The organism is Methylobacterium pseudosasicola, from assembly GCF_900114535.1.
In the GTDB taxonomy this organism is placed as follows: domain Bacteria; phylum Pseudomonadota; class Alphaproteobacteria; order Rhizobiales; family Beijerinckiaceae; genus Methylobacterium; species Methylobacterium pseudosasicola.
On sequence record NZ_FOTK01000030.1, the window covers coordinates 19,392 to 43,558 of the forward strand.

Here is a 24,167-nt window from a genome sequence, read left to right on the forward strand (position 1 = left end):
GTCAGGGGCGCCAAGCCAAAAAATTCGCGATGAGCGCCAGGCCGAGGCGCTGGCTCTTCTCCGGGTGGAACTGCGTGCCGGCGATGTTGCCGCGGGCGACCATCGCGGTCACGGGGCCACCGTACTCGGCCTGCGCCACCACGTCCTCCGGGCGTTCCGCGGCGAGCGCGAAGCTGTGCACGAAGTAGGCATGCAGGCCGTCCTCCCCGGTGGGAATGCCGGCGAGCAGCGCGTGGTCGCGGGCCACCCGCAGGGTGTTCCAGCCCATGTGCGGGATCTTGAGCGTGGGATCGGACGGCTGGATCGGCGCGACGTCGCCCGGGATCCAGCCGAGGCCCGGCGTGGTCTCGTATTCGAGCCCGCGGCTCGCGAGCAGCTGCATGCCGACGCAGATGCCGAGGAACGGCCGGCCGGCACGCTGCGCCACCTCGGTCATCGCCTCGACCATGCCGGGGACGGCATCGAGCCCGCGTCGGCAATCGGCATAGGCGCCGACACCCGGCAGCACGACGCGGTCGGCGGCGGCCACAACCTCCGGGTCGGAGGTCAGGCAGATGCGCGCGTCGCGCCCGCTTTCCCGGGCGGCGCGCTCGAACGCCTTGGCGGCGGAATGGAGGTTGCCCGACCCGTAATCGATGATCGCGACCGTCTCGGTACTCATGCGCGTCTCGACCCAAAAACCATCACCGGGCGATTTCCTGGGCGGGGAACAGGCCAATCACCGGCTCGGTGCGCCGGGTCGGACCGGCCGGGAACGGCGCGCGCGGCGCTGCCGCGGTGGAGTCGAGCCAGCGACCCAATGCCCGGGCCTCGGCCTCCTCGGGGGTGGCGGCGATGACGGCATCCCGCACCGGCCATCCGCGGCGGGTGAGCGTCCAGCGGCGCAGGCTCGAAGCCTCCAGACCGATCAGCCAGGAGGCCAGCAGGGTGACGAGTGTGGCGATCCCCGGCGGCAGGCCGAGCAGATGGCCGAGACCCGCCAGGGCTAGAAGGCCCGCCAGCACGATCAAAGCGGCGATCCACAGGCGATGGTACAGGAACCACAACACGCTGAACGCGAAGGCCGACCACGCGAACCCGTCCGGCACGAGCACGGCCCGGTCGAGGCCGATCGACTCGCCCGGCCGCGCATCCTTGGGCAGGTGGAGCGTGTAGCTGCGCATCCGCATCGTGGGACCCTCGGCTTCGGCATCGTCCTGAACCTGGGGTCCGGACGACGCAAACTCGACAACGAAACGATGGTCTTACAGGGAGCCCTTCGTCGAGGGAACGCGGCCCTCCTCGCGCGGGTCGATCGCCACCGCCTTCCGCAAGGCGCGGGCCAGCCCCTTGAAGCAGCTCTCGGCGATGTGGTGGGCGTTGTCGCCGTACAGGGTCTCGACGTGCAGCGTCAGCCCGGCATTCATCGCGAAGGCCTGGAACCACTCGCGCACCAATTCGGTGTCGAACTGCCCGATCTTCTCCACCCGGAAGGTGGTGCGGAACACGAGGAACGGCCGGCCCGAGATGTCGACGCAGACCCGGGTCAGCGCCTCGTCCATCGGCAGGTGGATGTCGGCGTAGCGCGTCACCCCGCGCTTGTCGCCGAGCGCCTTGGCGAAGGCCTGGCCCAGCGCGATGCCGCAATCCTCGGCGGAATGGTGCTGATCGATATGCAGGTCGCCGTCGACCTTGACCTCCAGGTCGAACAGGCCGTGCCGGGCGAACAGGTCCAGCATGTGGTCGAGGAAGCCGATGCCGGTGGCGATCTTCGACTGCCCGGTCCCGTCGAGGCCGACGCTGACCGCGATATCGGTCTCGGCGGTCTTCCGGCTGATGGAGGCGCTGCGCATTTTTCTTGGGACTTTGCGTCGGGGCCGGCCCGGGGGCCGCGCGCGCCTTCTAGAGGGAGTTTTGCCGGAAGGGAAAGGGTCAGGCTGCCCTATCCGTTCAGGACCCGCCCGGCCACCGCGTCGAGCTTGGCGAGCAGTGCCGGGTCGCGGGCGGTCGGCGCGGTCATGATCGCGCCATCGAGGGCCCGGTGCGAACCCGCCGGGCAGGGCTCGCGCTCAGCCGGGAAGTCGCGGGCGAGCCGTGCCACCAGCCGGGCGGCCGTGTCGGCATTGGTCCGGGCCACCGCGATCACCGCGGCGACGTCCACGGCATCGTGGCCGGGGTGCCAGCAATCGTAGTCGGTCACCATCGCGATGGTCGCGTAGGTGATCTCCGCCTCGCGGGCGAGCTTGGCCTCGGGCATGTTGGTCATGCCGATCACGTCGAAGCCCTGCGCCTTGTAGGCGCGGGATTCGGCGAGCGAGGAGAATTGCGGCCCGTCCATGCAGACATAGGTGCCGCCGCGATGGACCGCGACGCCCTCTGCCTGGGCTGCGTTGGCGATCCGCGCCTGCAACCCCGGGCCGACCGGATGGGCGAGCGAGACGTGGGCGACGCAGCCGTCGCCGAAGAACGAGGAGGCGCGCCCGTGTGTCCGGTCGACGAACTGATCGACCAGCACGAACAGCCCCGGGGGCAACTCCTCACGGAACGAGCCGCAGGCGGAGAGCGCCACCAGATCGGTGACGCCGGCCCGCTTCAGCGCGTCGATATTGGCGCGGTAGTTGATGCCGGAGGGCGACAGCCGATGGCCGCGCCCGTGGCGTGCCAGGAACACGACCTTGGTGTCGCCGATCCGCCCAATGCGCAGGGCGTCCGAGGGCTCGCCCCAGGGCGAGGCGACGCGCTCCTCGCGCACGTCCTCGAGCCCCGGCAGATCGTAGACGCCGGACCCGCCCATCACCCCGAGCACCGCTGCCGTCATGCCGCTTGTCCTAATATCGTGGCGACGCCGGAGGGCGGACGGCCGCATTCGCCGAGCGGTAGCACGGGCTCCCAGCCCAAAAAAGATGGGCCCCCGCAGGAGGCCCATCTGGCAAAGTCGATGCGGAGCCGGCTCAGAAGGTCTTGTGCAGCTCCGGCTGGAGGCCGTGGACCTCGCCGCCGACATCGGCCCAGACCTTCTTCTTCACGTAGTAGAGCAGCCCGGACAAGATGATCAGGAACAGGATCACCCGGAAGCCGAGGGCCTTGCGGTCCATCATGTGCGGCTCGGCCGACCACATCAGGAAGGCCGCCACGTCCTTGCCGTACTGGTCCACCGTCTCGGGGACCACGGGCTGGCCGTCGTCACCCTTGGCGTAAGAGACCTGCCCATCGGTGATCGGCGGCGGCATCGCGATGATGTGGCCCGGATAGTATTTGTTGTAGTGGCCGCCATCCGGCACCGAAAAGTCCTTCGGGGCCTCCTCGTAGCCGTTGAGCAGGGCGTGGATGTAGTCCGGCCCCTGCTCGGAATAGCCGATGAGCGGCAGCCAGTCGGTCAGGAAGTACAGCGAGCCGCGGGAGAAGGTCCGCGCCTTGGCGATCACCGAGAAGTCCGGGGGCGCCTTGCCGCCATTGGCCGCCGCCGCGGCCTGGTCGTTCGGGAAGGGCGGCGGGAACGTGTCGGCCGGCCGGCCGGGCCGGTCGAACATCTCGCCGGAATCATTCGGGCCGTCCTTGACCTGATAGGTCGCTGCCAGAGCCTTGACCTGCGCGGCGGAGAAATGCGGGCCGCCTTCCTGGGCCAAGTTCCGGAAGGAGACCAGCTTCATCGAGTGGCAGGCGGAGCAGACTTCCTTGTAGACTTGGAAGCCGCGCTGGAGCTGCGCGGTGTCGAACCGGCCGAAGGTGCCGGCGAAGCTCCAGTTGACCCGGCCCGGGATCGGGCCGCCATGCCCTTCCTGGGCGGAGGCCGGCGCGGCCCCGATGAGCAGGGCCGCGACCGCGAGGGCGGCGGTGGTCGAGAGGACGCGACGCATCATCATGGTCCTGCCGTCAGCCCTTCGTGGTCGGAGCGGCGGCGGCGCCCGCCGGGATGCCGGAGCCGCTCACCTGTTTGCCCGGCCCGGTGACGCTTTCTAGGATCGAGGCCGGGAGCGCCTTCGGCGTCTCGAACAGGCCGCACAGCGGCATCACGATCAGGAAGTGGGCGAAGTAGTAGGCCGTGCAGATCTGCGCGGCGAGGACGTAGCCCCCTTCCGGCGGCTGCGAGCCCAGCCAGCCGAGCAACAGAGTTGCCCCGATGAACACCCAGAAGAACTGCCGGTAGATTGGCCGGTAGTTGCACGAGCGGATCCGGGACCAATCGAGCCACGGCGCGAAGGCCAGGATGATCACCGCCGAGAACATCAGGATCACGCCGCCGAGCTTGCTCGGGACCGCGCGCAGGATCGCGTAGAACGGCAGGAAGTACCATTCGGGCACGATATGCGCCGGCGTCACCGCGGGATTGGCGGCGATGTAGTTGTCGGCGTGGCCGAGATAGTTCGGCTGGTAGAACAGGAACCACGAGAACAGGATCATGAACACGCAGGTGGCGAACACGTCCTTGACGGTGGCGTAGGGCGTGAACGGCACCGCGTCCTTGCCCGACTTGATCGGGATGCCGGCCGGGTTGTTCTGGCCGGTGACGTGCAGCGCCCACACGTGCAGCACGACGACGCCGGCGATCATCCAGGGCAGCAGGTAGTGCAGCGAGAAGAACCGGTTCACGGTCGGGTTGCCGACCGAGTAGCCGCCCCAGAGCAGGGTCTGGATGGTGTCGCCCACCACCGGGATCGCCGCCAGGATGTTGGTGATGACCGTGGCGCCCCAGAAACTCATCTGGCCCCAGGGCAGCGTGTAGCCGAGGAAGGCGGTGGCCATCATCAGCAGGTAGATCACGACGCCGAGGATGTAGAGCACCTCGCGCGGGGCCTTGTACGACCCGTAGTAGAGCGCCCGGAACATGTGGACGTAGACGGCGATGAAGAACATCGACGCGCCGTTGGCGTGCGCGTAGCGCAGCAGCCAGCCGTAATTCACGTCGCGCATGATCTTTTCGACGGAATTGAACGCGCCCGTCGCCGACGGCTCGTAATGCATCGCCAGCCAGACGCCGGTGATGATCTGGATCCCCAGGAAGGCCGCCAGGATCGCCCCGAAGGTCCAGAAGTAGTTGAGATTCCGGGGGACCGGATAGGCGATGAAGGACGAGTGCACGAGGCCGGCAATCGGCAGCCGGGCCTCGAACCACTTGGCGACACGGCTCTTCGGGACGTAGGTGCTGGCAGTTCCGCTCATGTCCGCGTCCCTCTCACGCCGCTTCCTTGCCGCCTTCGCCGATCCGGATCTTGGTGTCCGTCTCAAAGGCGTAGGGCGGGATCGGCAGGTTGATCGGCGCCGGCCCGTGGCGGACGCGGCCGACCGCGTCGAATTGCGATCCGTGGCAGGGGCAGGCCCAGCCCTCGAAATTGCCCTGGTGGCCGATCGGCACGCAGCCGAGATGCGTGCAGTTGCCGTAGACCACGAGCCATTGGTCGTGGCCGTTCTTGACCCGGGTCGGGAAGGCCGCCGGATCGATCATCGCCGAGAGCGGGACCGCCTGCATGTCGGTCACCTCCTTAGCCGTGAGCTTGCGCACGAAGATCAGCTTGCCGCGCCAGAACACGTTGACGATCTGCCCGTCCTGGATCGGCATCAGATCGACCTCGATGGGGGCGCCGGCCGCGATCGTCTCGGCGTCGGGCGCCATGGACGAGATCAGGGGCCAGACGACGGCGCCCGCGCCGACGGCAAGGCCCGCCCCCGTCGCCAGGAACAGGAAGTCGCGCCGGCTGCCCTCTTCGGGGCTGCCATCCCGGGTGCCGGGAGCGGTGGCGGAGGTGGTCGCCAAGATTCGGAACTCCATGCGTTGGCGTGAGGGCCGCAGGCGCCCTGCCCTGATATCCCGGCCAGGCCGCAATCAAAGCATTATCGTTCTAATTCGAGCAATGAGACCGTCTGCCACCCTCAAGTCAAGCTGCCGTCTCGGCCGCAGTGACGCGGTTAGGTCACGATCGCTGTCATATGTTGCCAGATGCGGCGTTGGGGATCCGCTACGCTACCGCATCGTCGAGTCGAGCCGCGCCGCCGTCGAGGAATCCGCCCGATTGCCGCGCCCAGAGGCCCGCATAGATGCCCCCGCGTGCGACGAGCTCGGCATGGGTGCCTTCCTCGACGATTCGGCCGCGATCGATCACCACCAAGCGGTCGAGCGCCGCGATGGTCGACAGCCGGTGGGCGATCGCCACCACGGTCTTGCCGGCCATCAGCGTATCGAGGGATTCCTGGATCGCCGCCTCGACTTCGCTGTCGAGGGCCGAGGTCGCCTCGTCGAGAATCAGGATCGGCGCATCTTTCAGCATCACCCGGGCGAAGGCGATGCGCTGGCGCTGGCCGCCGGACAGCTTGACCCCGCGCTCGCCGACCTGGGCGTCGTAGCCCCGGCGGCCCTTGTGGTCGACAAGATCGGCGATGAACCCGTCCGCATGCGCCAGCCGGGCGGCCCGCTCGATCTCGGCCTGCGTGGCGCCGGGGCGGCCGTAGCCGATATTCTCCCGGATCGAGCGGTGCAGCAGGGAGGTGTCCTGGCTGACCATGGCGATGGCCTCGCGGAGCGACTGCTGCGTCACCGTGGCGATGTCCTGGCCGTCCACGAGGATGCGGCCGCTCTCGACCTCGTAGAGGCGCAGCAGCAGGCTCGCGAGGGTGGACTTGCCGGCGCCGCTGATCCCAACCAGCCCGACCTTCTCGCCGGGGCGGATCGTCAGGGTGAAATCCTCGATCACGGTGGCGTCGCCCCGGCCGTAATGGAAGCCAACAGTCTCGAACCGGATCTCGCCGCCGGTGACGACCAGTTCGCGGGCACCCGGCGCATCAACCAGCGCGTGCGGGCGCGCCATGGTCTGCATGCTCTCCTGGATCACGCCGACATTCTCGAACACGCCGCGGACCGTCTGCATCACCCAGCCGGACATGGCGATGAGCCGCAGGATCAGGGCGAGGCCGGCGGAGGCCTCGCCGGTGGTCATGCCGCCGCTCCGCCAGAGGATCAGGCAGGCGGCGCCGGTGGCGATCAGCAGCGTGCTGTTGAGGATCCCGAGGAGGCTCGTCGTCAGAGTGACGAGGCGGAATTGGTACAGGTAGGCGTCGGTATGGACCTCGACCGCGTCGCGCACCGTCGCCCGTTCCTCGCGGTCGCGGGCGAACAGCTTGACGGTCAGGATGTTGGTGTAGCTGTCGACGATGCGGCCGATCAGCACCGAGCGGGTGTCGGCAGTCTTGTGCGAGCGGGCACGGGCGCGGGGCACGAACCAGGTCGTGAGGGCGGCATAGGCCACGATCCAGGCCAGAACCGGCACGGCGAGCCAGGGCGAAATCGAGCCGAACAGGCCGACCGCCGTCACGGCGTAGATCGCCACGTAGAGCAGCGTATCAATGAAGACGACGGCGAGTTCCCGCACCGCCGGTCCGACCTGCACGACGCGGTTGGCGAGGCGGCCGGAGAAGTCGCCTTGGAAATACGAGAGCGCGTGCCCGAGGGTGTAGAGATGTGCCCGCCAGCGGATCTGGCTGGTGGATTGCGGCACGATCAGCTGGTTGGACAACAACTCGTGCAGCCAGATCGTTATCGGCCGCACCAACCCGACCAGCAGCAACACCAAACCCAGCCCGACCGCGTGATCGGATAGCACGGTGGCCCGGTCGGCGGTGGCGAGCAGGTCGATAAACCAGCGCATCACGAGGTAGAGCGAGGCCTCGACGGTCCCGGCGATCACCGCGATGATGAACAACGCCACCAAGGCGGCGCGGATCGGGCGCAGGTAGAACCAGGCGAAACCCAGGACCGTCTGCGGCGGGGTGCGCGTCTCGTCGAAGGGCGCGAACGGATCGACCCGGCGCTCAAGCCAATTCAAGAACATGTCGTTGGGGGCGCACCGCTACGGGAAGCCCACATGTAAGCATAGGCCGCCGCCCGCCAAGCGCGCGCGGTCGTCGCGGCGCCGCTTCTGCCGAAAAGATTCCTTATCCAGGACCTGCGGCGTGTCGTGGATCGGGCAGCCCGGCCGGATGCGCAGCCGGGCTGAACGCGATCAGCGGACGAGGGCCAGGGTGGCGCCCGACTTGGTCAGCGCGCCGTCCAGCGAGCCGCCGCCCTGGCGTAGGCGCGCGGCGACGGTGCCGCCCGGCTGGTAGAGGTAGACTTCGCCGTCGCGGAAATCCCAGGCCGAGACCCGGGCGAGATCCTTGTTCGGGCAGCCGGAAGCCGAAGCCTTGTAGAGGTCGAGGGCCGGCGCGCTCGACAGAGTGACCTTGCAACTCGCGCCCGTGGCGTCCTTGGCATCCCAACTGCCGACCACTGAGGCGCGGCCGCTCGTGACCACCGGCGGCGGCGGCGCGGGGGGCGCGACCGGCTCGGCGATCACCGTGGGGGTGTTCGGCGCCGCGTTGGCTTGAGCGCCCGGCAGCGGCGGCGCGTCGGGGCTGGCGGTCGCTCCCGGCGGGGGCGCGAGCGGCGCCGCCGTCACGGTGCCCGAGGGGACCGCCTGGACCGCGTCGAGGGAGGCCTGCGAGGGCGCCCGGGTCCTCGGGCTCTCCAGGCGGGTCGAGGCGCAAGCGCCGAGGGAGGCGCTCAGGCAGAGGGCAGCGACAGTCGGCAGGCTCGGGCGCAACATCGGACCACTTCGGATCGGGCATGGGACGGCGCGTGACGGCGCCTTTTCCCTGACTCGGTGCCAATTGCGCTGTCCGCAAGGCGGCTGCCCCGGCCGCCGCCGAGTCCGCTGCGGAGGAGCGGCCTTTTCGCCCCGGTGTGGCCGGGGCGCCTCACCGTGTCGTGGTCAGACCACCCGCTCGACCATCATCTTCTTGATCTCGGCGATGGCTTTGGCCGGGTTGAGGTTCTTCGGGCAGGTGTTGGCGCAGTTCATGATCGTGTGGCAGCGGTAGAGCCGGAACGGGTCGTGGAGAGCGTCGAGCCGGTCGCCGGTGTTCTCGTCGCGCGAATCGATCAGCCAGCGATAGGCCTGAAGCAGAGCGGCCGGGCCGAGGAACTTGTCGCCGTTCCACCAGTAGCTCGGGCACGACGTGCTGCAGCAGGCGCACAGGATGCACTCGTACAGGCCGTCGAGCTTGGAGCGGTCCTCGGGGGTCTGGCGCCATTCCTTCTCGGGGGCGGGCGTCTCGGTCTGGAGCCACGGCTCGATCGCGGCGTGCTGGGCGTAGAAGTTGGTCAGGTCCGGAACCAGATCCTTCAGCACCGGCATGTGCGGCAGCGGGTAGATCCGGACCGCGCCGTCCTTGTCCTTGCGGGTCATCACCGGCAGGGCGTTGTCCGGGCTCTTGCACTCGTCGATGCCCATCGTGCAGGCCAGCGCGTTCTGGCCCTCGATGTTCATCGCACAAGAGCCGCAGATGCCCTCGCGGCAGGAGCGGCGGAAGACCAGGGTCGAGTCGACCTTGTTCTTGATCCACAGCAGCGCGTCGAGGACCATCGGGCCGCAATCGTCGCGATCGACCTGATAGGTGTCGATCCGCGGATTGGCGCCGTCATCCGGGTTCCAGCGGTAGATCTTGAAGGTCTGCAGGTTCTTTGCGCCGGGCGGCGGCGCCCAGGTGCGACCCGGCGTGATCTGGGAGTTTTTTGGGAGGTTGAACTGGGCCATTGCGATAATATCCGGCAATATCGGTCAGAACCGGAAACCGGTCTGAGGGGATGCACGCGCCGAGCATCGGCACGTGCATCGTGATTGTTGGCCTCAGTACACCCGCGCCTTCGGCTCGATGTACTGGATCTCGTTCGACATCGTGTAAGTGTGCACCGGCCGATAATCGATGTTGACCTGGTGGCGGCCCTCGTCGAGCCAGGAGAGGGTGTGCTTCATCCACTCCTTGTCGTCCCGGTCCGGGAAGTCCTCGCGGGCATGGGCACCGCGGGATTCCTTGCGATTGGCGGCCGATTCCATCGTGACCACCGCCTGGCCGATCAGGTTGTCGAACTCCAGGGTCTCCAGAAGGTCGGTGTTCCAGATCAGCGACCGGTCGGTGATCTTCACGTCGGCGGCGGCGTTCCAGACCTTGTGGATCAGGCCCTTGCCTTCCTCCAGCACCTCGCCGGTGCGGAACACGGCGCAGTTGTTCTGCATCGTCTTCTGCATCTCGGCGCGCAGCTCGGCGGTCGGCGTCGAGCCGTTGGCGTTGCGGAAGCGGTCGAGACGCTCGAGCGCCTTGTCGGTGGCACCCTTGGGCAGTTCCTGGGCCCGGCCGTTCGGCTCGACGATCTCGGCGCAGCGCTTGCCGGCGGCGCGGCCGAACACCACGAGGTCGATCAGCGAGTTGGAGCCGAGGCGGTTGGCGCCGTGGACCGAGACGCAGGCCGCCTCGCCGATCGCCATCAGGCCCGGCACCACGGTGTCGGGATTGCCGTCGCGGAGCGTCAGAACCTCGCCGTGATAGTTCGTGGGAATACCGCCCATGTTGTAGTGCACGGTCGGGATGACCGGGATCGGCTCCTTGGTCACGTCGACGCCCGCGAAGATTTTTGCCGATTCCGAGATGCCCGGCAGACGCTCGTGCAGGATCTTCGGGTCGAGGTGGTCGAGGTGCAGGTAGATGTGATCCTTGTTCTTGCCGACGCCGCGGCCGTCGCGGATCTCCATGGTCATGGAGCGCGAGACCACGTCGCGCGAGGCGAGGTCCTTGGCCGAGGGAGCGTAGCGCTCCATGAAGCGCTCACCCTCGGAGTTGGTCAGGTAGCCGCCCTCGCCGCGCGACCCCTCGGTGATCAGGCAGCCCGCGCCGTAGATGCCGGTGGGGTGAAACTGCACGAACTCCATGTCCTGGAGCGGCAGGCCGGCGCGCAGCACCATGGCGTTGCCGTCGCCCGTGCAGGTATGGGCCGAGGTCGCCGAGAAGTAGGCGCGGCCGTAGCCGCCCGTGGCCAGGATGGTCTGCTGGGCGCGGAACCGGTGGATCTCGCCGGTGGCCTGGTCGAGGGCGATGACGCCGCGGCAGCGGCCCTCCTCGTCCATGATCAGGTCGAGAGCGAAATACTCGATGAAGAAGTCGGTCTGGTTCTTCACCGCCTGCCCGTAGAGGGTGTGCAGCATGGCGTGGCCGGTGCGGTCGGCGGCCGCGCAGGTCCGCTGGGCGGTGCCCTTGCCGTAATCGGTGGTCATGCCGCCGAACGGCCGCTGGTAGATCTTGCCTTCCTCCGTGCGAGAGAAGGGCACGCCCCAGTGTTCCAGCTCGTAGACGGCGGCGGGGGCGTTGCGGACGAGGTACTCGATCGCGTCCTGATCGCCGAGCCAGTCCGACCCCTTCACGGTGTCGTACATGTGCCAGCGCCAATCGTCCGGACCCATATTGCCCAGCGACGCCGAGATGCCGCCCTGCGCCGCCACGGTGTGCGAGCGCGTCGGGAACACCTTGGTGATGCAGGCGGTGCGCAGGCCGGCCTCGGAGCAGCCGACCGTGGCGCGCAGGCCCGCGCCGCCGGCGCCGACGATCACGACGTCGAAGGCGTGGTCGTGGATGGTGTAGGCAGGCCCGCTGCCGTTGGTGCCGTTGGCGGCCATGATCGGCTCCTCGAAATGCGTGATGGCGGGGTTCAGGCCGGCTGTCCGAAGCCGATGCGCAGGACCGCGTAGAGGCAGGCCACGGCCACCAGGACCGCGTAGGCGTTGTTGGCGAACACCGCGGCGATCTTCGTGCCTTGTCCGTGCACGTAATCCTCGATGACCACCTGCATGCCGATCCGCATGTGGATCGTGACCGACAGGAGCGCCAGGATCAGGATGATCGAGACCAGGGGCTTGGCGATCAGCTGCGTCGCTTCGACGTAGCCCCGGCCGGCCATGCTGGCGACGATCACCACGAAGGCCAGCATCAGCACGACGTTCGCCGCCGCGGTCGCCCGCTGCACCCACCAATGGCCGGCGCCGTGATGGGCGACGCCGAGGCCGCGGACGCGGGCCCGCGGGGTGCGGATGGAGACGCGGGTGTCCTGACGGATCTCTTCCTTAGCCATGCCGGCCTCCCCTCAACGGACCAGAAGGGCGACAGCCCAGATGACGACGGTGAGCGCGACGGACCCGATCAGCGTCATGCGCGCCATGCTCAGGCGCCGCTGCCGGTCGAACCCGACGCCGGTATCCCATACCAGATGGCGCAGGCCGCCGAGCATGTGGTGCATCAGCACCCAGGTGTAGGCGAACAAGATCAGCCGGCCGATCAGCGAGCCGAAGAACCACGCGACGTAGGAATAGGCCACCGGTCCCGAAGCAAGCGCCACGAGCCAGATCGCCACCAGTGCAGTGCCTCCATAGAGGGCGATGCCGGTAAGACGGTGGAACACCGACATCGCCATCGTCCAGGTCAGGCGATAGATCTGGAGATGCGGTGAAAGCGGCTGTGCCACTGTCGGGCGGGCGGTGGGTGCCATTGGGTTGAAGCCTCGCAGCTGCGAACTGGACCGTCTCTAATCTGGTGGTAGCGCTAGTGCCTGCGGGCGCAAGCCGCAATGTGTCATGCTGCGCCGCAATGCGGGGGGCGTGTTGATAGCGCGGCGGATCTGTCACTTGAGTTGCCCCAGCAGGCGCCACCAGGCGTAATCGAGGGGGGCCGCGACTACGAGCGAGGACAGGCCGAAGGCCAGGGTGAGTCGCGTGGCGTCTCGCAGGCGCACGCCACCGAGCTCGCTGGCGAACACGATCGGCGGGGCCTGGTAGGGGAAGAACAGGGTCGAATAGCCGATCACCTGCACAGACACGACGGCCAGGGGCGAGAGACCGCTGGCACTCACCATCTCGCCCGCGAGCGCAGTGTACAAAGCCGGCGCGCCGTTGGCGGTGACCAACAGGGTCAGGATCGTGCTGATCCCGGTCAGCACTGCGAAGTTCTGGGTCGGCGCGTCGGGCTTGAGGGGCGCCACCGCGAGCAGCCAATGGCCGAGCCGCGCCCCCAGCCCGGTCTCGTTGACCAGGGCCACGAGGCCGAGCAGGGCCGCGATGTAGAAGCAGGTCCGCAGGTTCACCTGCTGGAACGCTTCCGGAGGCAGTACGCCGATCCGCGGCAGCAGGCAGATCACCGCGGCGGCGAGCCCGACCCAGGCCGGGGCGAAGCCGTGCAGGCTGTCCGTCATCCACAGAGCCAGGGTGCAGGCCAGGATCACCGCGAGGCGCCGCTCCGCGGCCGAGACCGGCGGCAGGGTCGGCAGGGCCTGCGCGTCGGGGCTGATCCGATCGGGAAACAGCCGCACGATCAGCGCCACCAGCATCACGCCCTTGACCAGAGCCAGGACCGGCGCGTGCAGGACGAAATAGGACAGATAGGACAGGTGCAGGCCGAGCACCTGCTCGGCCGAGCCGGCCATGACGAGATTCGGCACGTTGGCCGGCAGGATCGCCGCGGACAGGATCGGGGTCGCGACCCCCACCGCTAGGACGGCGCCGGTCCGTCCCGGGCGGCCGGATGCCAGGCCGAAACCGTCGCAGAGGGCTAGGGTCACCGGGATCATCAGGGCGATCCGCCCGAGATTTGACGGCATCACGAAGGCGATGAGGAAGCTCAAGGCCACGAGGCCGGCGATGAAATGCGCGTAGGAATCCGACAGGCGCGTGGCCAGCACCCGGGCCATGCGGGCGCCGAGGCCGGTCCGGGTCATGCCCTGGCCCACCACCATGCCGGACAGGACCAGCCAGAAGGCCGAAGCCGAGAAGCCGGAAAAGACTGTCGCCGGGTTGCCGAGACGCAGCAGCATCGCCAGCCCGAAGAAGGCGAGCGCCGTCACGATCTCCGGCATCAGGGCCGTCGCCCAGAGGCCCATGCACAGGACCAGCAGGGCGGTCGTTGCCGGAACAATCGCCTCCCCGCTCATCCGAAATCTCCACGCCGCGTACTGGCGCGGGCATGGGCCGGTTTGGAACGGTTCGCAATTCGGGAGTCCGCGACTCAGCCTTCGCGTGTGGCGAAGGCTGAAGAGGCTCAGTCTGCACCGGACATGGAAAAGCCCGACTGTTGCCGGCCGGGCTTTTGCGTCGAGGGGTAGTGTCGAACGGCGCGCGGCTCAGTAGCCGTAGCCATAGGTGCCGCAATAGGCCGGATCGTAGCCGTAGCCGTAACCACCGGCGCAGCTATCGTCGTAGCCGTAGCCGAACCCGCTCAGGCCGTAGCCGACACCCAAGCCGAGGCCGACGCCGGCCAGGCCGTAACCCAGGCCGCGACCGTAGCCGCCGCCGTAGCCACGGCCATAGTAGCCGCGATTCGCGTAGCCACGACCGGCGAAGCCGCGATTGCCAATCACGCCGTGCCCGCCATAGACACCGCCGCCGCGCTGGAATCCGCCGCCGCCGAAGCCCCGGCCGCCACTGATCCCCGGTGCGCCGACACCCGCGCCACGGAATCCGCCGCCAGCGAGTCCGCCGCCGCCGAGGCCGGCACCGCGAAACCCACCGCCACCCAGTCCGCCGCCGCGGAACCCGCCGCCGCCGAAGCCGCCACCATGGAAGCCACCGCCGCCGAAGCCGCCGCCGTGAAACCCGCCGCCGCCGCCGAACCCGCGGGCATCGGCGCTCGCGGGAACGAAGGCGACAGCCGCCAAGAGTGCTGTCGATGCGAGAGCAAAGCGCTTCATCGAAAAGTCCAATCCTTAAGAGGAGTATGACTTTTCAACGTCTCACTGATCCGACGTATCCACGTTCGATGATTGATGATGACGTGTCAGTCCGTCGCTGCTTGACCGTTCAGCACCGAAAGCTTGGCCGTCTTCGCGCGTGAACGCGCTTCACCGGAACGGCGGCTCGTCGAAGCTGCGCAGCTTGCGCGAATGCAGCCCGTGCCGGTCGGCCCGGAGCGCGTCGAGGGCCGCCAGCCCGACCCGCAGGTGCTCGGAGACCGCCCGGTCGTAAAAGGCGTTGGCCGCGCCGGGCAACTTGATCTCGCCGTGGAGCGGCTTGTCGGAGACGCAGAGCAGCGCGCCATAGGGCACGCGCAGGCGAAAACCCTGGGCCGCCACGGTGCCGCTCTCCATGTCGACCGCGATGGCGCGCGACTGGTTGATCCGTCGCCGTTCCTGGCTGAACCGCAATTCCCAGTTGCGGTCGTCGTAGGTGACCACCGTCCCGGTGCGCAGGCGGCGCTTGAGCGCGTCGGCCTGCTCGCCGGTGACCGAGGCGGCGGCGCTCTGAAGCGCGACCTGCACCTCGGCCAGCGCCGGCACGGGCACGTCCGGCGGCACAAGCTCGTCGAGGATTCGGTCCCGCCGGAGATAGGCGTGGGCCAGCACGTAGTCGCCGATGGTCTGCGACTGGCGCAAGCCGCCGCAATGGCCGACCATCAGCCAGCAATCCGGGCGCAGCACCGCGAGATGGTCGGTGATGGTCTTCGCGTTCGAGGGGCCGACGCCGATATTGACCAAGCTCGTGCCCTGCATGGTCCCGTCTGCGCCCCGGGCGACGAGGTGATAGGCGGGCATCTGGTGGCGATGCCAGGGCGAGGCGGCGATCACCGCGGCGGGATCGGCCGTGGCCGCCTCCGCGCGGCTCACGGAGATGCCGCCGGGCAGGACCAGGCGCTCGAAACCTTCTTCGCCCGAGGCCAGGCGCTCCAGCCCGTGGCGGACGAACTGGTCGACGTAGCGGTGATAGTTGGTCAGCAGGATCCAGGGCTGGACGTCGCGCCAGTCGCAGCCCGTGTAGTGGACGAGCCGGCGCAGGGAGTAATCGACCCGCACGGCGTCGAACAGGGCCAGCGGCAGCGGCTCGCCGTCGATCAGGTCGAAGAGGCCGTCGGCGATCTCGTCGCCAACCAGCGACAGTAGTGGGACCGGGAAATAGGTGGCGAGTTCCGCGCCGTCCACCGCCCGGCCGCCGGCATCGAGTCCCGCCTCCAGCACGTAGGGATAGGGGATCTCCTGGGCGCTCAGGCCCACCTCGATCTGGATGCCGTAATCGTCGATCAGCGGCTGCAATTGCCGGGTGAGATAATCGCGGAAGAAGGCCGGGTGCGTAACCGTGGTCGCGTAGGTCCCGGCGGCCTGGAGCTTGGCGGTGGCTCGGCGCACCCGCGGCAGCGGCCCAGCGGCGCGGTAGCTGATCCGCAATTCGGGATAGCGGAAGGCGAGTCGCTCGGTGGCGTCCGGCGGCGGGCCGCCCGCGAGGTAGCGCTCCAGCGCCTGCCGCAGGGCGCCGGCCGCGTCGTCGTAGAGCGCGACCAGCCGATCGACCGCGCTGTCGGCATCCGCGACGGCCTGCATCGGCCGCAATTCCCGCTCGATCATGAACCCTCCCGTGCCGGGCAGGCTCTACACCGCTCGGCGGGCCTGCGCGAGGTCGGGCTTGCAGCCGCCCGGCGCTTAGCCGAGAACCCGGCGCAGCAGAGCGAGGATGTATGGGCACGGATGAGTTCGGGACCCGTCCCGGCGAGGAAATGGCGGCGCTGCCCGCCGATTTCGATGCCGGCCTCTATTTCATCGGCCGGCTGCGCACCCCGTGGCAGGCGCGCCAGGATTGCCCGAAGAACGGCCTGCAGACCGACGCGCTCTGCACTGTCGAGCTCGATCCCGCCTACGTCCCCGGTTTGCGCGCCGTCACCGGCTGCACCCACCTGATCCTGCTCTACTGGATGGACCGGGCGACGCGCGGCCTCGTGGTGCAGCGGCCCCGCCACGCCGACGGACCGCGCGGGACCTTCTCGCTGCGCTCCCCCGCCCGGCCGAACCCGATCGCCCTCTCGGTGGTCGAGCTGATCGCGCGGGAGGGCGACACGCTGCGAGTCCGCGGCCTCGATTGCCTCGACGGCACGCCGCTCCTCGACATCAAGCCCTATTACGCCTCGACGGATTCCCGGCCGGAGGCGCAGGTCGACCGCGCCGGCGCCGAGCCGTGAGGCGGTACGTCTTTCCGAGTCTTCTCGGCCTGGTCTCACTGGTGCTCGGCGGCTTCGCCGGCTGGTCCCTGCACAAGCCCGCCGCCGATGCCCGCGCCTACGCGGTGATGCGCGGCATCGCCGTCCAGGTCAGCCTCGACGAGACGCCCGGCGATTACGTGTTCTGGGGCGGCGATTCCCAGGTTGAGTTGCAGCCCGGGGGCCAGCGGCCCTGCGGTCTGGACTTCGTCAACGGCGGCTTCAGCGGCGCGACCGCCGCCGCCTATCTCGATCACCTCGCCGGTCTGACGTTCCGCCACACGCCAAAAGTCGCCGCGCTGACGATCGGGACCAACGATATCCTGCTCAAGAACAATCCGCGCTCCGCCGAGGCGGCCGCGCGGTTCGAGGCGAGTGTCGAAGCGATCGTGAAGCGTCTCCAGGCGTTAAGCCCCCGCGTGGTCGTCACCGCCCTGCCTCCGATCGGCCGCGAGAGCGGCCGCTTCCTCGATGCCGCTGCCGTGCCGGATTACACGCTGCGCCTGCACGCCCTGTGCGCCCGGCTCGGCTGCACCTTCGCGGACCCGTTCGCGTCGCTCCGGGACGGCGAGACCGGCTACGCCAAGCCCGGCGCCCTGCGCGACGGCCTGCACCTCGCGGCCTACCGGCCGGCCATGGCGGCCCTGGAGCCGGTTCTATGCCGGCCGTGAGCCATGCGTGCGGACGGCGCATGGCATCGGGCCTTCAGAGCCATCGCCTGTGCGGGCCGACCGGAAGCGATCGCGCTTCCTCTGCGGCCTTGGCTCTGAGCGATCTGCCCTCCTCACCGTCATTGCGAGCGCAGCGAAGCAACCCAGTGTGGCGCCACGTCCTGCGATCGCGCGCTGCCCTGGTTTGCTTCGCTGCGCTCGCAATGACGGGGCGGCGAAGTGATGACGGCACGCACCTTCATTCCTCGATGAGCGACACCGCGTGCTCGAAGTCTACCTAACCGGTCTCTCCGTCAGTGGCGGCTTGATCCTCGCCATCGGCGCGCAGAACGCGTTCGTGCTGCGGCAGGGCTTGCGCGGCGAGCATGTCGCGCTCGTTTGCGCCACGTGCGCGGCTTCCGACGCGCTCCTGATCTTGGTCGGCATCACCAGCTTCAGAAGCATCGTGGTCCTCGCCCCCTGGCTCCGACCGGCGATGCTGTATGCCGGCGCGGCGTTCTTGATCTGGTATGGCGCGCGCAGCCTGCGGTCGGCCTTCGCCGCCACGGAAGTGCTGCAACCCGCCCTAGGCTCCGCTGCCGGCCTCGGGCGGACGTTGGCCACCTGTCTCGCGCTGACATGGCTTAACCCTCACGTGTATCTCGACACGCTCTTGCTGATCGGCTCGATCTCGACGCGCTTCCCAGGCCAGGAAGCCGCCTTCGCGGCCGGCGCGGTGACTGCCTCGGTCGCGTTCTTCTTCTCGCTGGGCTACGGCGCGGCGATCCTCCGGCCCCTTTTCGCCAAGCCGGCCGCGTGGCGGGTGCTCGAAGGCGTGATCGCGCTGACAATGTGGGTTATCGCGGCCGAATTGCTGCTGGGCGGACGGTAGCGGACGTCTTTATCCTCGACGGGCACAGACCGCGCTTGCCGCTTGCCCATGTGTCCCCGCGCACATCGCGCAGTTGTGAACGGTTGTCGTGGGCATAATTCCCACGGATACAGAGCTCAAGCGCAACGGAGATTTCCCCACGTGCGACGAGCTATCGTTCACATCGGCATGCCGCGTACCGGCTCGACCTCGTTCCAAGAGGTGCTCGCCCGCCTGCGGCCGCGTTTGGAGCCTGCCGGCCTGTGCTACCCCGAATTGGCGCCTCCCGGCTCGCCCCCATCGGCGGACGTGAATCATCACCTGCTGGGCCAAGCGCTCGACGGGCGCAGGCCCGCATCGGCGCGCCCGGCGGCCCTCGCTCGGCTGGCTCAGGTGCTGTCCGAGACCCGCGCCGACACGGTCATCCTGTCCTACGAGGACTTCGCCGTGCAGCGGCCGAGCCTCGGCGTACCGAACACCCTCGCGGATCTCTTCGCCCGGCACGGCTTCGCCATGGAGGTCGTCCTCGTCGTCAAGCCACAAGGCGAACAACTCGCCTCAGCCTACGCCCTACGCGCCCAACTCGTCGCGGAGGCTCGGACCTTCCGGGCATTCGTTCATCGCGAAGGGCGTTCCGGACGCTACGACTACGCCGCGTGCCTCGAACCGTGGCGCCGGTCCGCGGACGGGCGCGTCGTCGCCGTGCCGGTTCGCGATCGGACATCCGACGCGCCGCTGCTCGCCCGCCTCGTGGACGCACTCGGGCTCGGCCCACGCCTTGGTCCGCTGCTCGGTCCCGACGATCTGGCCTACCGGACGAACCGCAGCTCGGGGCCGATTACCGTCGAAGCATCCCGCCGCCTACACGGACTCGGGCTGCACCGACGGGTCGCCGGCCATCCGCGGCGCCTCGGGCATCTTCTGGACGACACGGCCTGGGCGCGCGGGCTCGATCGGGAGCCGTTCCGCGGAGACGCGCCCGACGCCCTCGCGGCGGTCGAGGCATTTCACGCTGCCGCGAATGATCGGCTTGCCGCCGCGTGCTGGGGTATCGGCTGGGACGCGGTGGTCGCCCGCGCACCCGTCCGGCCCGCGAACGAGCTGGCCGGCCGGGCGATTTCCGCTGAGATCGAGACGGAGGTTCGCGGGCTGGTGGAGACGGCCCTGTCGCGCATCGCCTTCAAGGCGCCGCCCCAGTGGCGGCAGCGGTTCGATAGCCTGGTCGAACGAAGCGTCGATCACCTCGCCGACCGCGTCGGATACCCGGCTTGGCGGGTGCAGTGAGATGGGCACTCGACTTGAACTGCAGGCGGCTGCGGTGAACCTCAAACGCCACCCGCTGGCGCCGCGGGAACTGCGGTGGTCCCGCCTCGATCAGCGGCCGGCGATCGCCTGGCTGACGGGCCTGTCGGGCGCCGGCAAGTCGACCATCGCCACGGCGGCCGATCGCATTCTCATCGCCGGCGGCCGACACAGCGCCGTCCTCGACGGCGACAACCTGCGCCTTGGGCTGAACGCCGACCTATCCTTCACGCCTGCGGACCGGGCCGAGAACGTTCGACGCGTCGCCGAGGTGGCGCGCCTGATGGCCGAGATCGGCACCGTGGTGATCGTGTCACTGATCTCCCCGTTCCGTGCCGACCGCGTCCTCGCGCGACGCATCGCCGGTGACATCCCGTTCCTGGAGGTGTTCGTCGACACGCCGGTCTCTGTTTGCGCGCGGCGGGACTCGAAGGGTCTCTACGCCCGGGCCAGGAGCGGCGCGATCGCTTCGTTCACTGGGGTCTCGGCACCCTACGAAGCGCCAGACGAGCCGGATCTGATCCTCAGAACGGATGGGGCGACGGTCACAGCGTCCGCCGAACCGCTCTGCACGGCCCTGCTGCAGCTCAGCGCCCGCTAGACCAAGTGCGACCGCCGTCCTGCCTCGACGAGGCGGTGCAATCGCGACGGCCGGCACCGTGACACTTCGGGCACGTGGCCCCGTCACTCCCACTCGATCGTGCCGGGCGGCTTTGAGGTGATGTCGTAGGTCACACGGTTGATGCCCTTTACCTCGTTGATGATCCGGGTCGCGACCCGACCCAGGAAGGCCATGTCGAACGGGTAGAAATCGGCGGTCATGCCGTCCACCGAGGTGACGGCGCGGAGCGCACAGACGTGGTCGTAGGTGCGGCCGTCGCCCATCACGCCCACCGTCTTCACCGGCAGGATCACCGCGAAAGCCTGCCAGATCGTGTCGTAGAGACCGGCTTGGCGGATCTCGTCGAGGTAGATCGCGTCGGCCTTGCGCAGGGCCTCGAGCTTCTCGGTCGTGATCGTGCCGGGGCAGCGGATCGCGAGGCCCGGGCCCGGGAATGGGTGGCGGCCGACGAAGGCTTCCGGCAGGCCGAGCTCCTTGCCGAGCACCCGGACCTCGTCCTTGAACAGCTCGCGCAGGGGCTCCACGAGCTTCATGTTCATGCGCTCGGGCAGGCCGCCGACATTGTGGTGGCTCTTGATCGTCACGGACGGGCCGCCGGTGAACGACACGCTCTCGATCACGTCCGGATAGAGCGTGCCCTGCGCCAGGAACGCCGCCCCGCCAATTTTTTTGGATTCAGCCTCGAACACGTCGATGAAGAGACGGCCGATGGTCTTCCTTTTGACCTCCGGGTCGCTGACGCCTTCGAGCGCCGACAGGAACATGCCGCTCGCCTCAACGTGGACCAGCGGGATGTTGTAGTGGTCGCGGAACAGGGCCACGACCTGCTCGGCTTCGCCGAGGCGCAGCAGGCCGTGATCGACGAAGACGCAGGTGAGCTGGTCGCCGATCGCCTCGTGGATCAGCACCGCCGCCACCGCGGAATCGACGCCGCCCGACAGGCCGCAGATCACCTTCTCGGAGCCGACCTGCTTGCGGATTTTGGCGATCGCCTCCTCGCGATAGGCGCCCATAGTCCAGTCGCCGGAGCAGCCGGCGATGTCGCGCACGAAATTGCGGATCAGCAGGGCGCCGTGCGGGGTGTGGGCCACCTCGGGGTGGAACTGCACCGCGTAGTAGTTGCGGGCCTCGTCCGCCACGGCCGCGAAGGGCGCGTTCTTGGAGATGGCGACGGTGGTGAAGCCGTCCGGCAGCTTCGTGACCCGGTCGCCGTGGCTCATCCAGACCGGATACTTCTCGCCCTTGTGCCAGACGCCGTTGAACAGCGGGCAATCGGCCAGGATCTCGACCTCGGCCCGGCCGAACTCGGCATGGTGGCCGCCCTCGACCGCGCCGCCGAGCTGGGCTGCCATGGTCTGCTGGCCGTAGCAGATGCCGAAGACCGGCACGCCCGAATCGAACACCGCTTGCGGCGCCCGGGGGCTCGCCTCGACGGTCACCGATTCGGGACCGCCGGAGAGGATCACGCCCTTCGGCTTCTGCTCGCGGAACGCGGCCTCGGCCTTGGTGAAGGGGACGATCTCACAATAGACCCCCTCCTCCCGCACCCGCCGGGCGATGAGCTGGGTCACCTGAGAGCCGAAATCGACGATCAGGATCTTGTCGTGGTCGGTGTTCATCGCGGGCGATTATCCGAAGGCCGGGGCGCACGCAACGCATGCGCCCGTCTCAGGCTGGGGATCGCCGCGCAAGGCGCACGCCAACAGTACACCATTCAGTCGAAGTTGCGGACCTTGGCCGAGCCGCCCAGGCTGATCGCGGGCTTGGCCGGCGCGCCTGCGAGGCTGACCTTCTTCTGGCCCGGCAGGGTTTTTGCCCGCAGCTCTGGCGCGGCCGTCGGCACCGGCTTGGCGGGCTTGAGATGCGCCTGCCCGTGGATCACCGAGCCGATCTCGCCGGCGACCCGGATCAGGTCCTCCCGGTCGCAGGAGCGGGCGACCTTAAGGCCGAGCTTGTGCATGTGGCTCTTGCCATAGAGGTAGGCGGCGAGCTGCGCGCGCTTCAGCGGCTGGATCTTTTCCAGGATCAACGGCAGGTCGAAATCATCGGCCCGGTAGACCTCGCCCAGGAACTCGAGGCTCACGGGGCAATCGACTTCGGGCTCGGCGCCGCTGGTCGGGTGCGCTTGCGTCATGGTTGCCTCTCGGGAAGCGATGGATCGGAAGCTGGCCCGGATGCCCCGGAGCCGGGGTCGGTTTCAAGCCCTGTCGGTGCGGCAAGGTCCGCAATCCTGCCCTGCACGGGCTCGGAGGGGGCGACGGGTGCCACGTCGGCCGCCGGTTTCCAGGCGCCGAGGCAGCCGGTGCAGACGGATTCGATCACCGCCCGGGCATGGGCTTCCCGGCGCGCCCACAGGGCCTCGCGGGCGATGCGGTCGCCGTCCTGCGTCGGTCGGATGCGGATGAACAGCGGTTCTTCCGCCCGGGCCGCGACCGGGGCCGCGGCCAACAGGGCGAGCAGCGCCAGGGGGCGGACTTTTGGGCCCGGAACTGGCGGCGCCGCGCGATTCATGCCGTCTCGTCCCTCCGGCGAAGCTGATCCGGAGACCTCGCGCCTTATGGTAAACCGTCGCTTAACGTGAGGCGAGCGGTTCCGCTGCGGGGGCGACGACGTCCTTGTCCGGCGAAGCCCGGCGCCTGTCCTGGGCGCGGCCGAGCCAGAGGCTGTTGAGGAGCCACGCCACCGAGAGCGGCACCGCCACTCCGGCAATGCCGGTGCTGCCGAAGCCGAGCCCCTGGATGCCGGTGAAGGACCACGCCCCGACCTGGTCGCCCAGCCGGTAGACCACCGTGTCGATGAAGCTCTTGGCCTTGTAGCGGTCCTCCCGGGGGACAACGGTGAACAGCACCTCCCGGATCGGCCGGGCGATGGCGAAGTTCCCGGCCCGGCGCAGGACCTGGAACGCCACGATCACCCCGATGGTCGGCGAGACCGCCAGAGCCGCGAAACCGAGCACGCTGAAGGCCGGCAGGAGGGCGAGCGTGAACCCGACGCCGAGGCGATTGACGATGCGCCCGGTGAGGAACAGCTGCACCCCGAGGGTCAGCACGTTCACCGCGAGATCGACGCTGGCGAAGAAGGCGGTCTGCGCGCCCCGGTCGGAAAAGCTGTTCTTGGCGATGCCGGCCTGCTCGAAATACAGGAAGGTCGAGGTCACCGAGAACAGCAGCAGGAACAGCGAGATGTTCAGCAGATAGGGCGAGGCCAGGGTGCGGGTCACGCCGGCCAGCACGCTGCCGCCGATGGTGCGGTCCTGGCCGTCATGAGCCGCCTCGCCGCTGCCCGGTACCGCGTGGAGCCGGGCCGACAGGGCGGCGAGCCCGCGCATGCAGAACACCGCGGCTTCCAGCAGTACCACCGCGCAGAGCATCAGCCCCCAGGTCGGCACGTTCTTGGCGAGGAGCGCCGTGGTGGCCGAGCCCGCGATGGCGCCCAGCGTCGCCCCGGCCGCGATGAATCCGAACAGGCGCTTGCCCTGCTCATTGGAGAACACGTCGACAATGGTGGCCCAGAAGATCGAGACCACGAACAGGTTGAAGATCGACAGCCAGACGAAGAACACCCGGCCGATCCAGATTCCCCATTCCGGCGGTGCCAGGTACAGGGTCAGGGCGAAGGCCAGGATGTTGGCGGCAAAAAACCGGTAGGTGACCGGCACGAACCGCGCCCGCGGCATGCGCTTCACCAGGTAGGCGAAGGGCAGGTTGAGCGCGAGCATGCCGACCAGCGTCGCGGTGAACAGCCAGGGCAGGTTCTCGATGCCCCCGGCCACGCCCATCTGGTCGCGGATCGGGCGCAGCACGTAATAGGCAGCCAGGATCGAGAAGATGTAGGCCCATGACCAGGCGAGCGCCTGGCCCTCGCCGGGGCGGATGTCGATCAGGCGCGCGAGCGGGCCGCGAGTCACAGAGGTCTCAGCCACGCGACCTCCCGGCCCGCTTCG

At 68.7% G+C, this 24,167-nt stretch carries 25 protein-coding genes; 5 read left to right on the forward strand and 20 right to left on the reverse strand.

Translation table 11 applies throughout. The annotated features are described in order from the left end of the window. Position 1: 1 nt before the first annotated feature. The 16 genes from hisH to BM228_RS23770 form a co-directional block, all read right to left on the reverse strand. On the reverse strand, positions 2-661 hold the full coding sequence (gene hisH, locus BM228_RS23695; protein WP_092044469.1) for an imidazole glycerol phosphate synthase subunit HisH: 660 nt from the start codon (positions 659-661) through the stop codon (positions 2-4). A gap of 22 nt (positions 662-683) precedes the next feature. Beyond that, positions 684-1,163: a DUF2628 domain-containing protein gene (locus BM228_RS23700; protein ID WP_167367806.1), complete on the reverse strand. Its 480-nt coding sequence runs from the start codon at positions 1,161-1,163 to the stop codon at positions 684-686. A gap of 81 nt (positions 1,164-1,244) precedes the next feature. Further along, a complete protein-coding gene (gene hisB / locus BM228_RS23705; protein ID WP_007564319.1) occupies positions 1,245-1,832 on the reverse strand; it encodes an imidazoleglycerol-phosphate dehydratase HisB in 588 nt (195 codons plus the stop codon). A gap of 89 nt (positions 1,833-1,921) precedes the next feature. Further along, entirely contained in the window at positions 1,922-2,797 is an 876-nt protein-coding gene (locus BM228_RS23710; protein ID WP_092044472.1) for an S-methyl-5'-thioadenosine phosphorylase, read from the reverse strand. Positions 2,798-2,930: 133 nt separating this feature from the next. After that, a complete protein-coding gene (locus BM228_RS23715) occupies positions 2,931-3,839 on the reverse strand; it encodes a cytochrome c1 (protein ID WP_092044566.1) in 909 nt (302 codons plus the stop codon). Between the two features lie 13 nt (positions 3,840-3,852). Continuing rightward, positions 3,853-5,139: a cytochrome b gene (locus tag BM228_RS23720; RefSeq protein ID WP_092044473.1), complete on the reverse strand. Its 1,287-nt coding sequence runs from the start codon at positions 5,137-5,139 to the stop codon at positions 3,853-3,855. Positions 5,140-5,152: 13 nt separating this feature from the next. After that, positions 5,153-5,731, reverse strand: coding sequence for a ubiquinol-cytochrome c reductase iron-sulfur subunit (petA, locus tag BM228_RS23725; RefSeq protein ID WP_092044475.1), 579 nt, complete (start codon positions 5,729-5,731; stop codon positions 5,153-5,155). Positions 5,732-5,933: 202 nt separating this feature from the next. Then, positions 5,934-7,799: an ABC transporter ATP-binding protein gene (locus BM228_RS23730; protein WP_092044476.1), complete on the reverse strand. Its 1,866-nt coding sequence runs from the start codon at positions 7,797-7,799 to the stop codon at positions 5,934-5,936. Positions 7,800-7,970: 171 nt separating this feature from the next. After that, positions 7,971-8,552: an AprI/Inh family metalloprotease inhibitor gene (locus tag BM228_RS23735; RefSeq protein ID WP_092044478.1), complete on the reverse strand. Its 582-nt coding sequence runs from the start codon at positions 8,550-8,552 to the stop codon at positions 7,971-7,973. 165 nt (positions 8,553-8,717) lie between these two features. Beyond that, on the reverse strand, positions 8,718-9,542 hold the full coding sequence (locus tag BM228_RS23740) for a succinate dehydrogenase iron-sulfur subunit (protein ID WP_092044479.1): 825 nt from the start codon (positions 9,540-9,542) through the stop codon (positions 8,718-8,720). Positions 9,543-9,635: 93 nt separating this feature from the next. Beyond that, positions 9,636-11,453, reverse strand: coding sequence for a succinate dehydrogenase flavoprotein subunit (gene sdhA, locus BM228_RS23745; RefSeq protein ID WP_092044481.1), 1,818 nt, complete (start codon positions 11,451-11,453; stop codon positions 9,636-9,638). Positions 11,454-11,485: 32 nt separating this feature from the next. Further along, positions 11,486-11,905 carry a succinate dehydrogenase, hydrophobic membrane anchor protein gene (gene sdhD, locus BM228_RS23750; RefSeq protein ID WP_092044482.1) on the reverse strand — a complete coding sequence of 140 codons (420 nt, stop codon included), beginning with the start codon at positions 11,903-11,905 and terminating at the stop codon, positions 11,486-11,488. Positions 11,906-11,917: 12 nt separating this feature from the next. Beyond that, complete coding sequence (gene sdhC, locus BM228_RS23755; RefSeq protein ID WP_092044484.1) at positions 11,918-12,319, reverse strand: succinate dehydrogenase, cytochrome b556 subunit; 402 nt, start codon at positions 12,317-12,319, stop codon at positions 11,918-11,920. A 132-nt stretch (positions 12,320-12,451) separates the two neighbouring features. Further along, on the reverse strand, positions 12,452-13,753 hold the full coding sequence (locus tag BM228_RS23760) for an SLC13 family permease (protein ID WP_092044485.1): 1,302 nt from the start codon (positions 13,751-13,753) through the stop codon (positions 12,452-12,454). A 189-nt stretch (positions 13,754-13,942) separates the two neighbouring features. Next, entirely contained in the window at positions 13,943-14,509 is a 567-nt protein-coding gene (locus tag BM228_RS23765; protein WP_092044487.1) for a hypothetical protein, read from the reverse strand. A gap of 150 nt (positions 14,510-14,659) precedes the next feature. Continuing rightward, a complete protein-coding gene (locus BM228_RS23770; protein WP_092044488.1) occupies positions 14,660-16,153 on the reverse strand; it encodes an AMP nucleosidase in 1,494 nt (497 codons plus the stop codon). Positions 16,154-16,263: 110 nt separating this feature from the next. Between BM228_RS23770 and tsaA the strand changes: the two genes are divergently transcribed. The 5 genes from tsaA to cysC all read left to right on the forward strand — a co-directional run bounded on the left by tsaA (position 16,264) and on the right by cysC (position 20,203). Continuing rightward, positions 16,264-16,761 (forward strand): tRNA (N6-threonylcarbamoyladenosine(37)-N6)-methyltransferase TrmO, encoded by a 498-nt coding sequence (gene tsaA / locus BM228_RS23775; protein ID WP_092044490.1) that lies wholly within the window; start codon positions 16,264-16,266, stop codon positions 16,759-16,761. Then, positions 16,758-17,450 (forward strand): SGNH/GDSL hydrolase family protein, encoded by a 693-nt coding sequence (locus BM228_RS23780; protein ID WP_092044491.1) that lies wholly within the window; start codon positions 16,758-16,760, stop codon positions 17,448-17,450. Before tsaA ends, BM228_RS23780 begins: the two co-directional genes overlap by 4 nt. Before the next feature lie 262 nt (positions 17,451-17,712). After that, a complete protein-coding gene (locus BM228_RS23785; protein WP_092044493.1) occupies positions 17,713-18,321 on the forward strand; it encodes a LysE/ArgO family amino acid transporter in 609 nt (202 codons plus the stop codon). 141 nt (positions 18,322-18,462) lie between these two features. Further along, complete coding sequence (locus BM228_RS23790) at positions 18,463-19,584, forward strand: hypothetical protein (RefSeq protein WP_092044494.1); 1,122 nt, start codon at positions 18,463-18,465, stop codon at positions 19,582-19,584. 1 nt (position 19,585) lies between these two features. After that, complete coding sequence (gene cysC / locus BM228_RS23795) at positions 19,586-20,203, forward strand: adenylyl-sulfate kinase (RefSeq protein ID WP_092044496.1); 618 nt, start codon at positions 19,586-19,588, stop codon at positions 20,201-20,203. A gap of 83 nt (positions 20,204-20,286) precedes the next feature. Here the strand turns inward: cysC and guaA are convergent, their stop codons facing one another. The 4 genes from guaA to BM228_RS23815 form a co-directional block, all read right to left on the reverse strand. Further along, a complete protein-coding gene (guaA, locus tag BM228_RS23800) occupies positions 20,287-21,843 on the reverse strand; it encodes a glutamine-hydrolyzing GMP synthase (RefSeq protein ID WP_092044497.1) in 1,557 nt (518 codons plus the stop codon). 95 nt (positions 21,844-21,938) lie between these two features. Further along, the gene (locus BM228_RS23805; protein WP_092044499.1) at positions 21,939-22,358 is read right to left on the reverse strand and encodes a hypothetical protein; all 420 of its coding nucleotides are present in this window, start codon (positions 22,356-22,358) and stop codon (positions 21,939-21,941) included. Then, positions 22,355-22,735 (reverse strand): hypothetical protein, encoded by a 381-nt coding sequence (locus BM228_RS23810; RefSeq protein WP_092044500.1) that lies wholly within the window; start codon positions 22,733-22,735, stop codon positions 22,355-22,357. Before BM228_RS23810 ends, BM228_RS23805 begins: the two co-directional genes overlap by 4 nt. A gap of 61 nt (positions 22,736-22,796) precedes the next feature. Then, positions 22,797-24,146, reverse strand: coding sequence for an NTP/NDP exchange transporter (locus tag BM228_RS23815; protein WP_092044502.1), 1,350 nt, complete (start codon positions 24,144-24,146; stop codon positions 22,797-22,799). Between the last annotated feature and the right edge of the window lie 21 nt (positions 24,147-24,167).

Bases quoted from the DNA above. Each gene is read 5' to 3' on its own strand.
- BM228_RS23760 (WP_092044485.1), bottom strand. From the start codon at position 13,753: ATGAGCGGGGAGGCGATTGTTCCGGCAACGACCGCCCTGCTGGTCCTG.
- BM228_RS23735 (WP_092044478.1), bottom strand. From the start codon at position 8,552: ATGTTGCGCCCGAGCCTGCCGACTGTCGCTGCCCTCTGCCTGAGCGCC.
- cysC (WP_092044496.1), top strand. From the start codon at position 19,586: ATGGGCACTCGACTTGAACTGCAGGCGGCTGCGGTGAACCTCAAACGC.
- BM228_RS23710 (WP_092044472.1), bottom strand. From the start codon at position 2,797: ATGACGGCAGCGGTGCTCGGGGTGATGGGCGGGTCCGGCGTCTACGAT.
- BM228_RS23715 (WP_092044566.1), bottom strand. From the start codon at position 3,839: ATGATGCGTCGCGTCCTCTCGACCACCGCCGCCCTCGCGGTCGCGGCC.
- BM228_RS23805 (WP_092044499.1), bottom strand. From the start codon at position 22,358: ATGACGCAAGCGCACCCGACCAGCGGCGCCGAGCCCGAAGTCGATTGC.
- sdhC (WP_092044484.1), bottom strand. From the start codon at position 12,319: ATGGCACCCACCGCCCGCCCGACAGTGGCACAGCCGCTTTCACCGCAT.
- BM228_RS23810 (WP_092044500.1), bottom strand. From the start codon at position 22,735: ATGAATCGCGCGGCGCCGCCAGTTCCGGGCCCAAAAGTCCGCCCCCTG.
- tsaA (WP_092044490.1), top strand. From the start codon at position 16,264: ATGGGCACGGATGAGTTCGGGACCCGTCCCGGCGAGGAAATGGCGGCG.
- BM228_RS23770 (WP_092044488.1), bottom strand. From the start codon at position 16,153: ATGATCGAGCGGGAATTGCGGCCGATGCAGGCCGTCGCGGATGCCGAC.
- guaA (WP_092044497.1), bottom strand. From the start codon at position 21,843: ATGAACACCGACCACGACAAGATCCTGATCGTCGATTTCGGCTCTCAG.
- sdhA (WP_092044481.1), bottom strand. From the start codon at position 11,453: ATGGCCGCCAACGGCACCAACGGCAGCGGGCCTGCCTACACCATCCAC.
- sdhD (WP_092044482.1), bottom strand. From the start codon at position 11,905: ATGGCTAAGGAAGAGATCCGTCAGGACACCCGCGTCTCCATCCGCACC.
- BM228_RS23730 (WP_092044476.1), bottom strand. From the start codon at position 7,799: ATGTTCTTGAATTGGCTTGAGCGCCGGGTCGATCCGTTCGCGCCCTTC.
- hisB (WP_007564319.1), bottom strand. From the start codon at position 1,832: ATGCGCAGCGCCTCCATCAGCCGGAAGACCGCCGAGACCGATATCGCG.
- BM228_RS23700 (WP_167367806.1), bottom strand. From the start codon at position 1,163: ATGCGCAGCTACACGCTCCACCTGCCCAAGGATGCGCGGCCGGGCGAG.
- BM228_RS23740 (WP_092044479.1), bottom strand. From the start codon at position 9,542: ATGGCCCAGTTCAACCTCCCAAAAAACTCCCAGATCACGCCGGGTCGC.
- BM228_RS23765 (WP_092044487.1), bottom strand. From the start codon at position 14,509: ATGAAGCGCTTTGCTCTCGCATCGACAGCACTCTTGGCGGCTGTCGCC.
- BM228_RS23720 (WP_092044473.1), bottom strand. From the start codon at position 5,139: ATGAGCGGAACTGCCAGCACCTACGTCCCGAAGAGCCGTGTCGCCAAG.
- hisH (WP_092044469.1), bottom strand. From the start codon at position 661: ATGAGTACCGAGACGGTCGCGATCATCGATTACGGGTCGGGCAACCTC.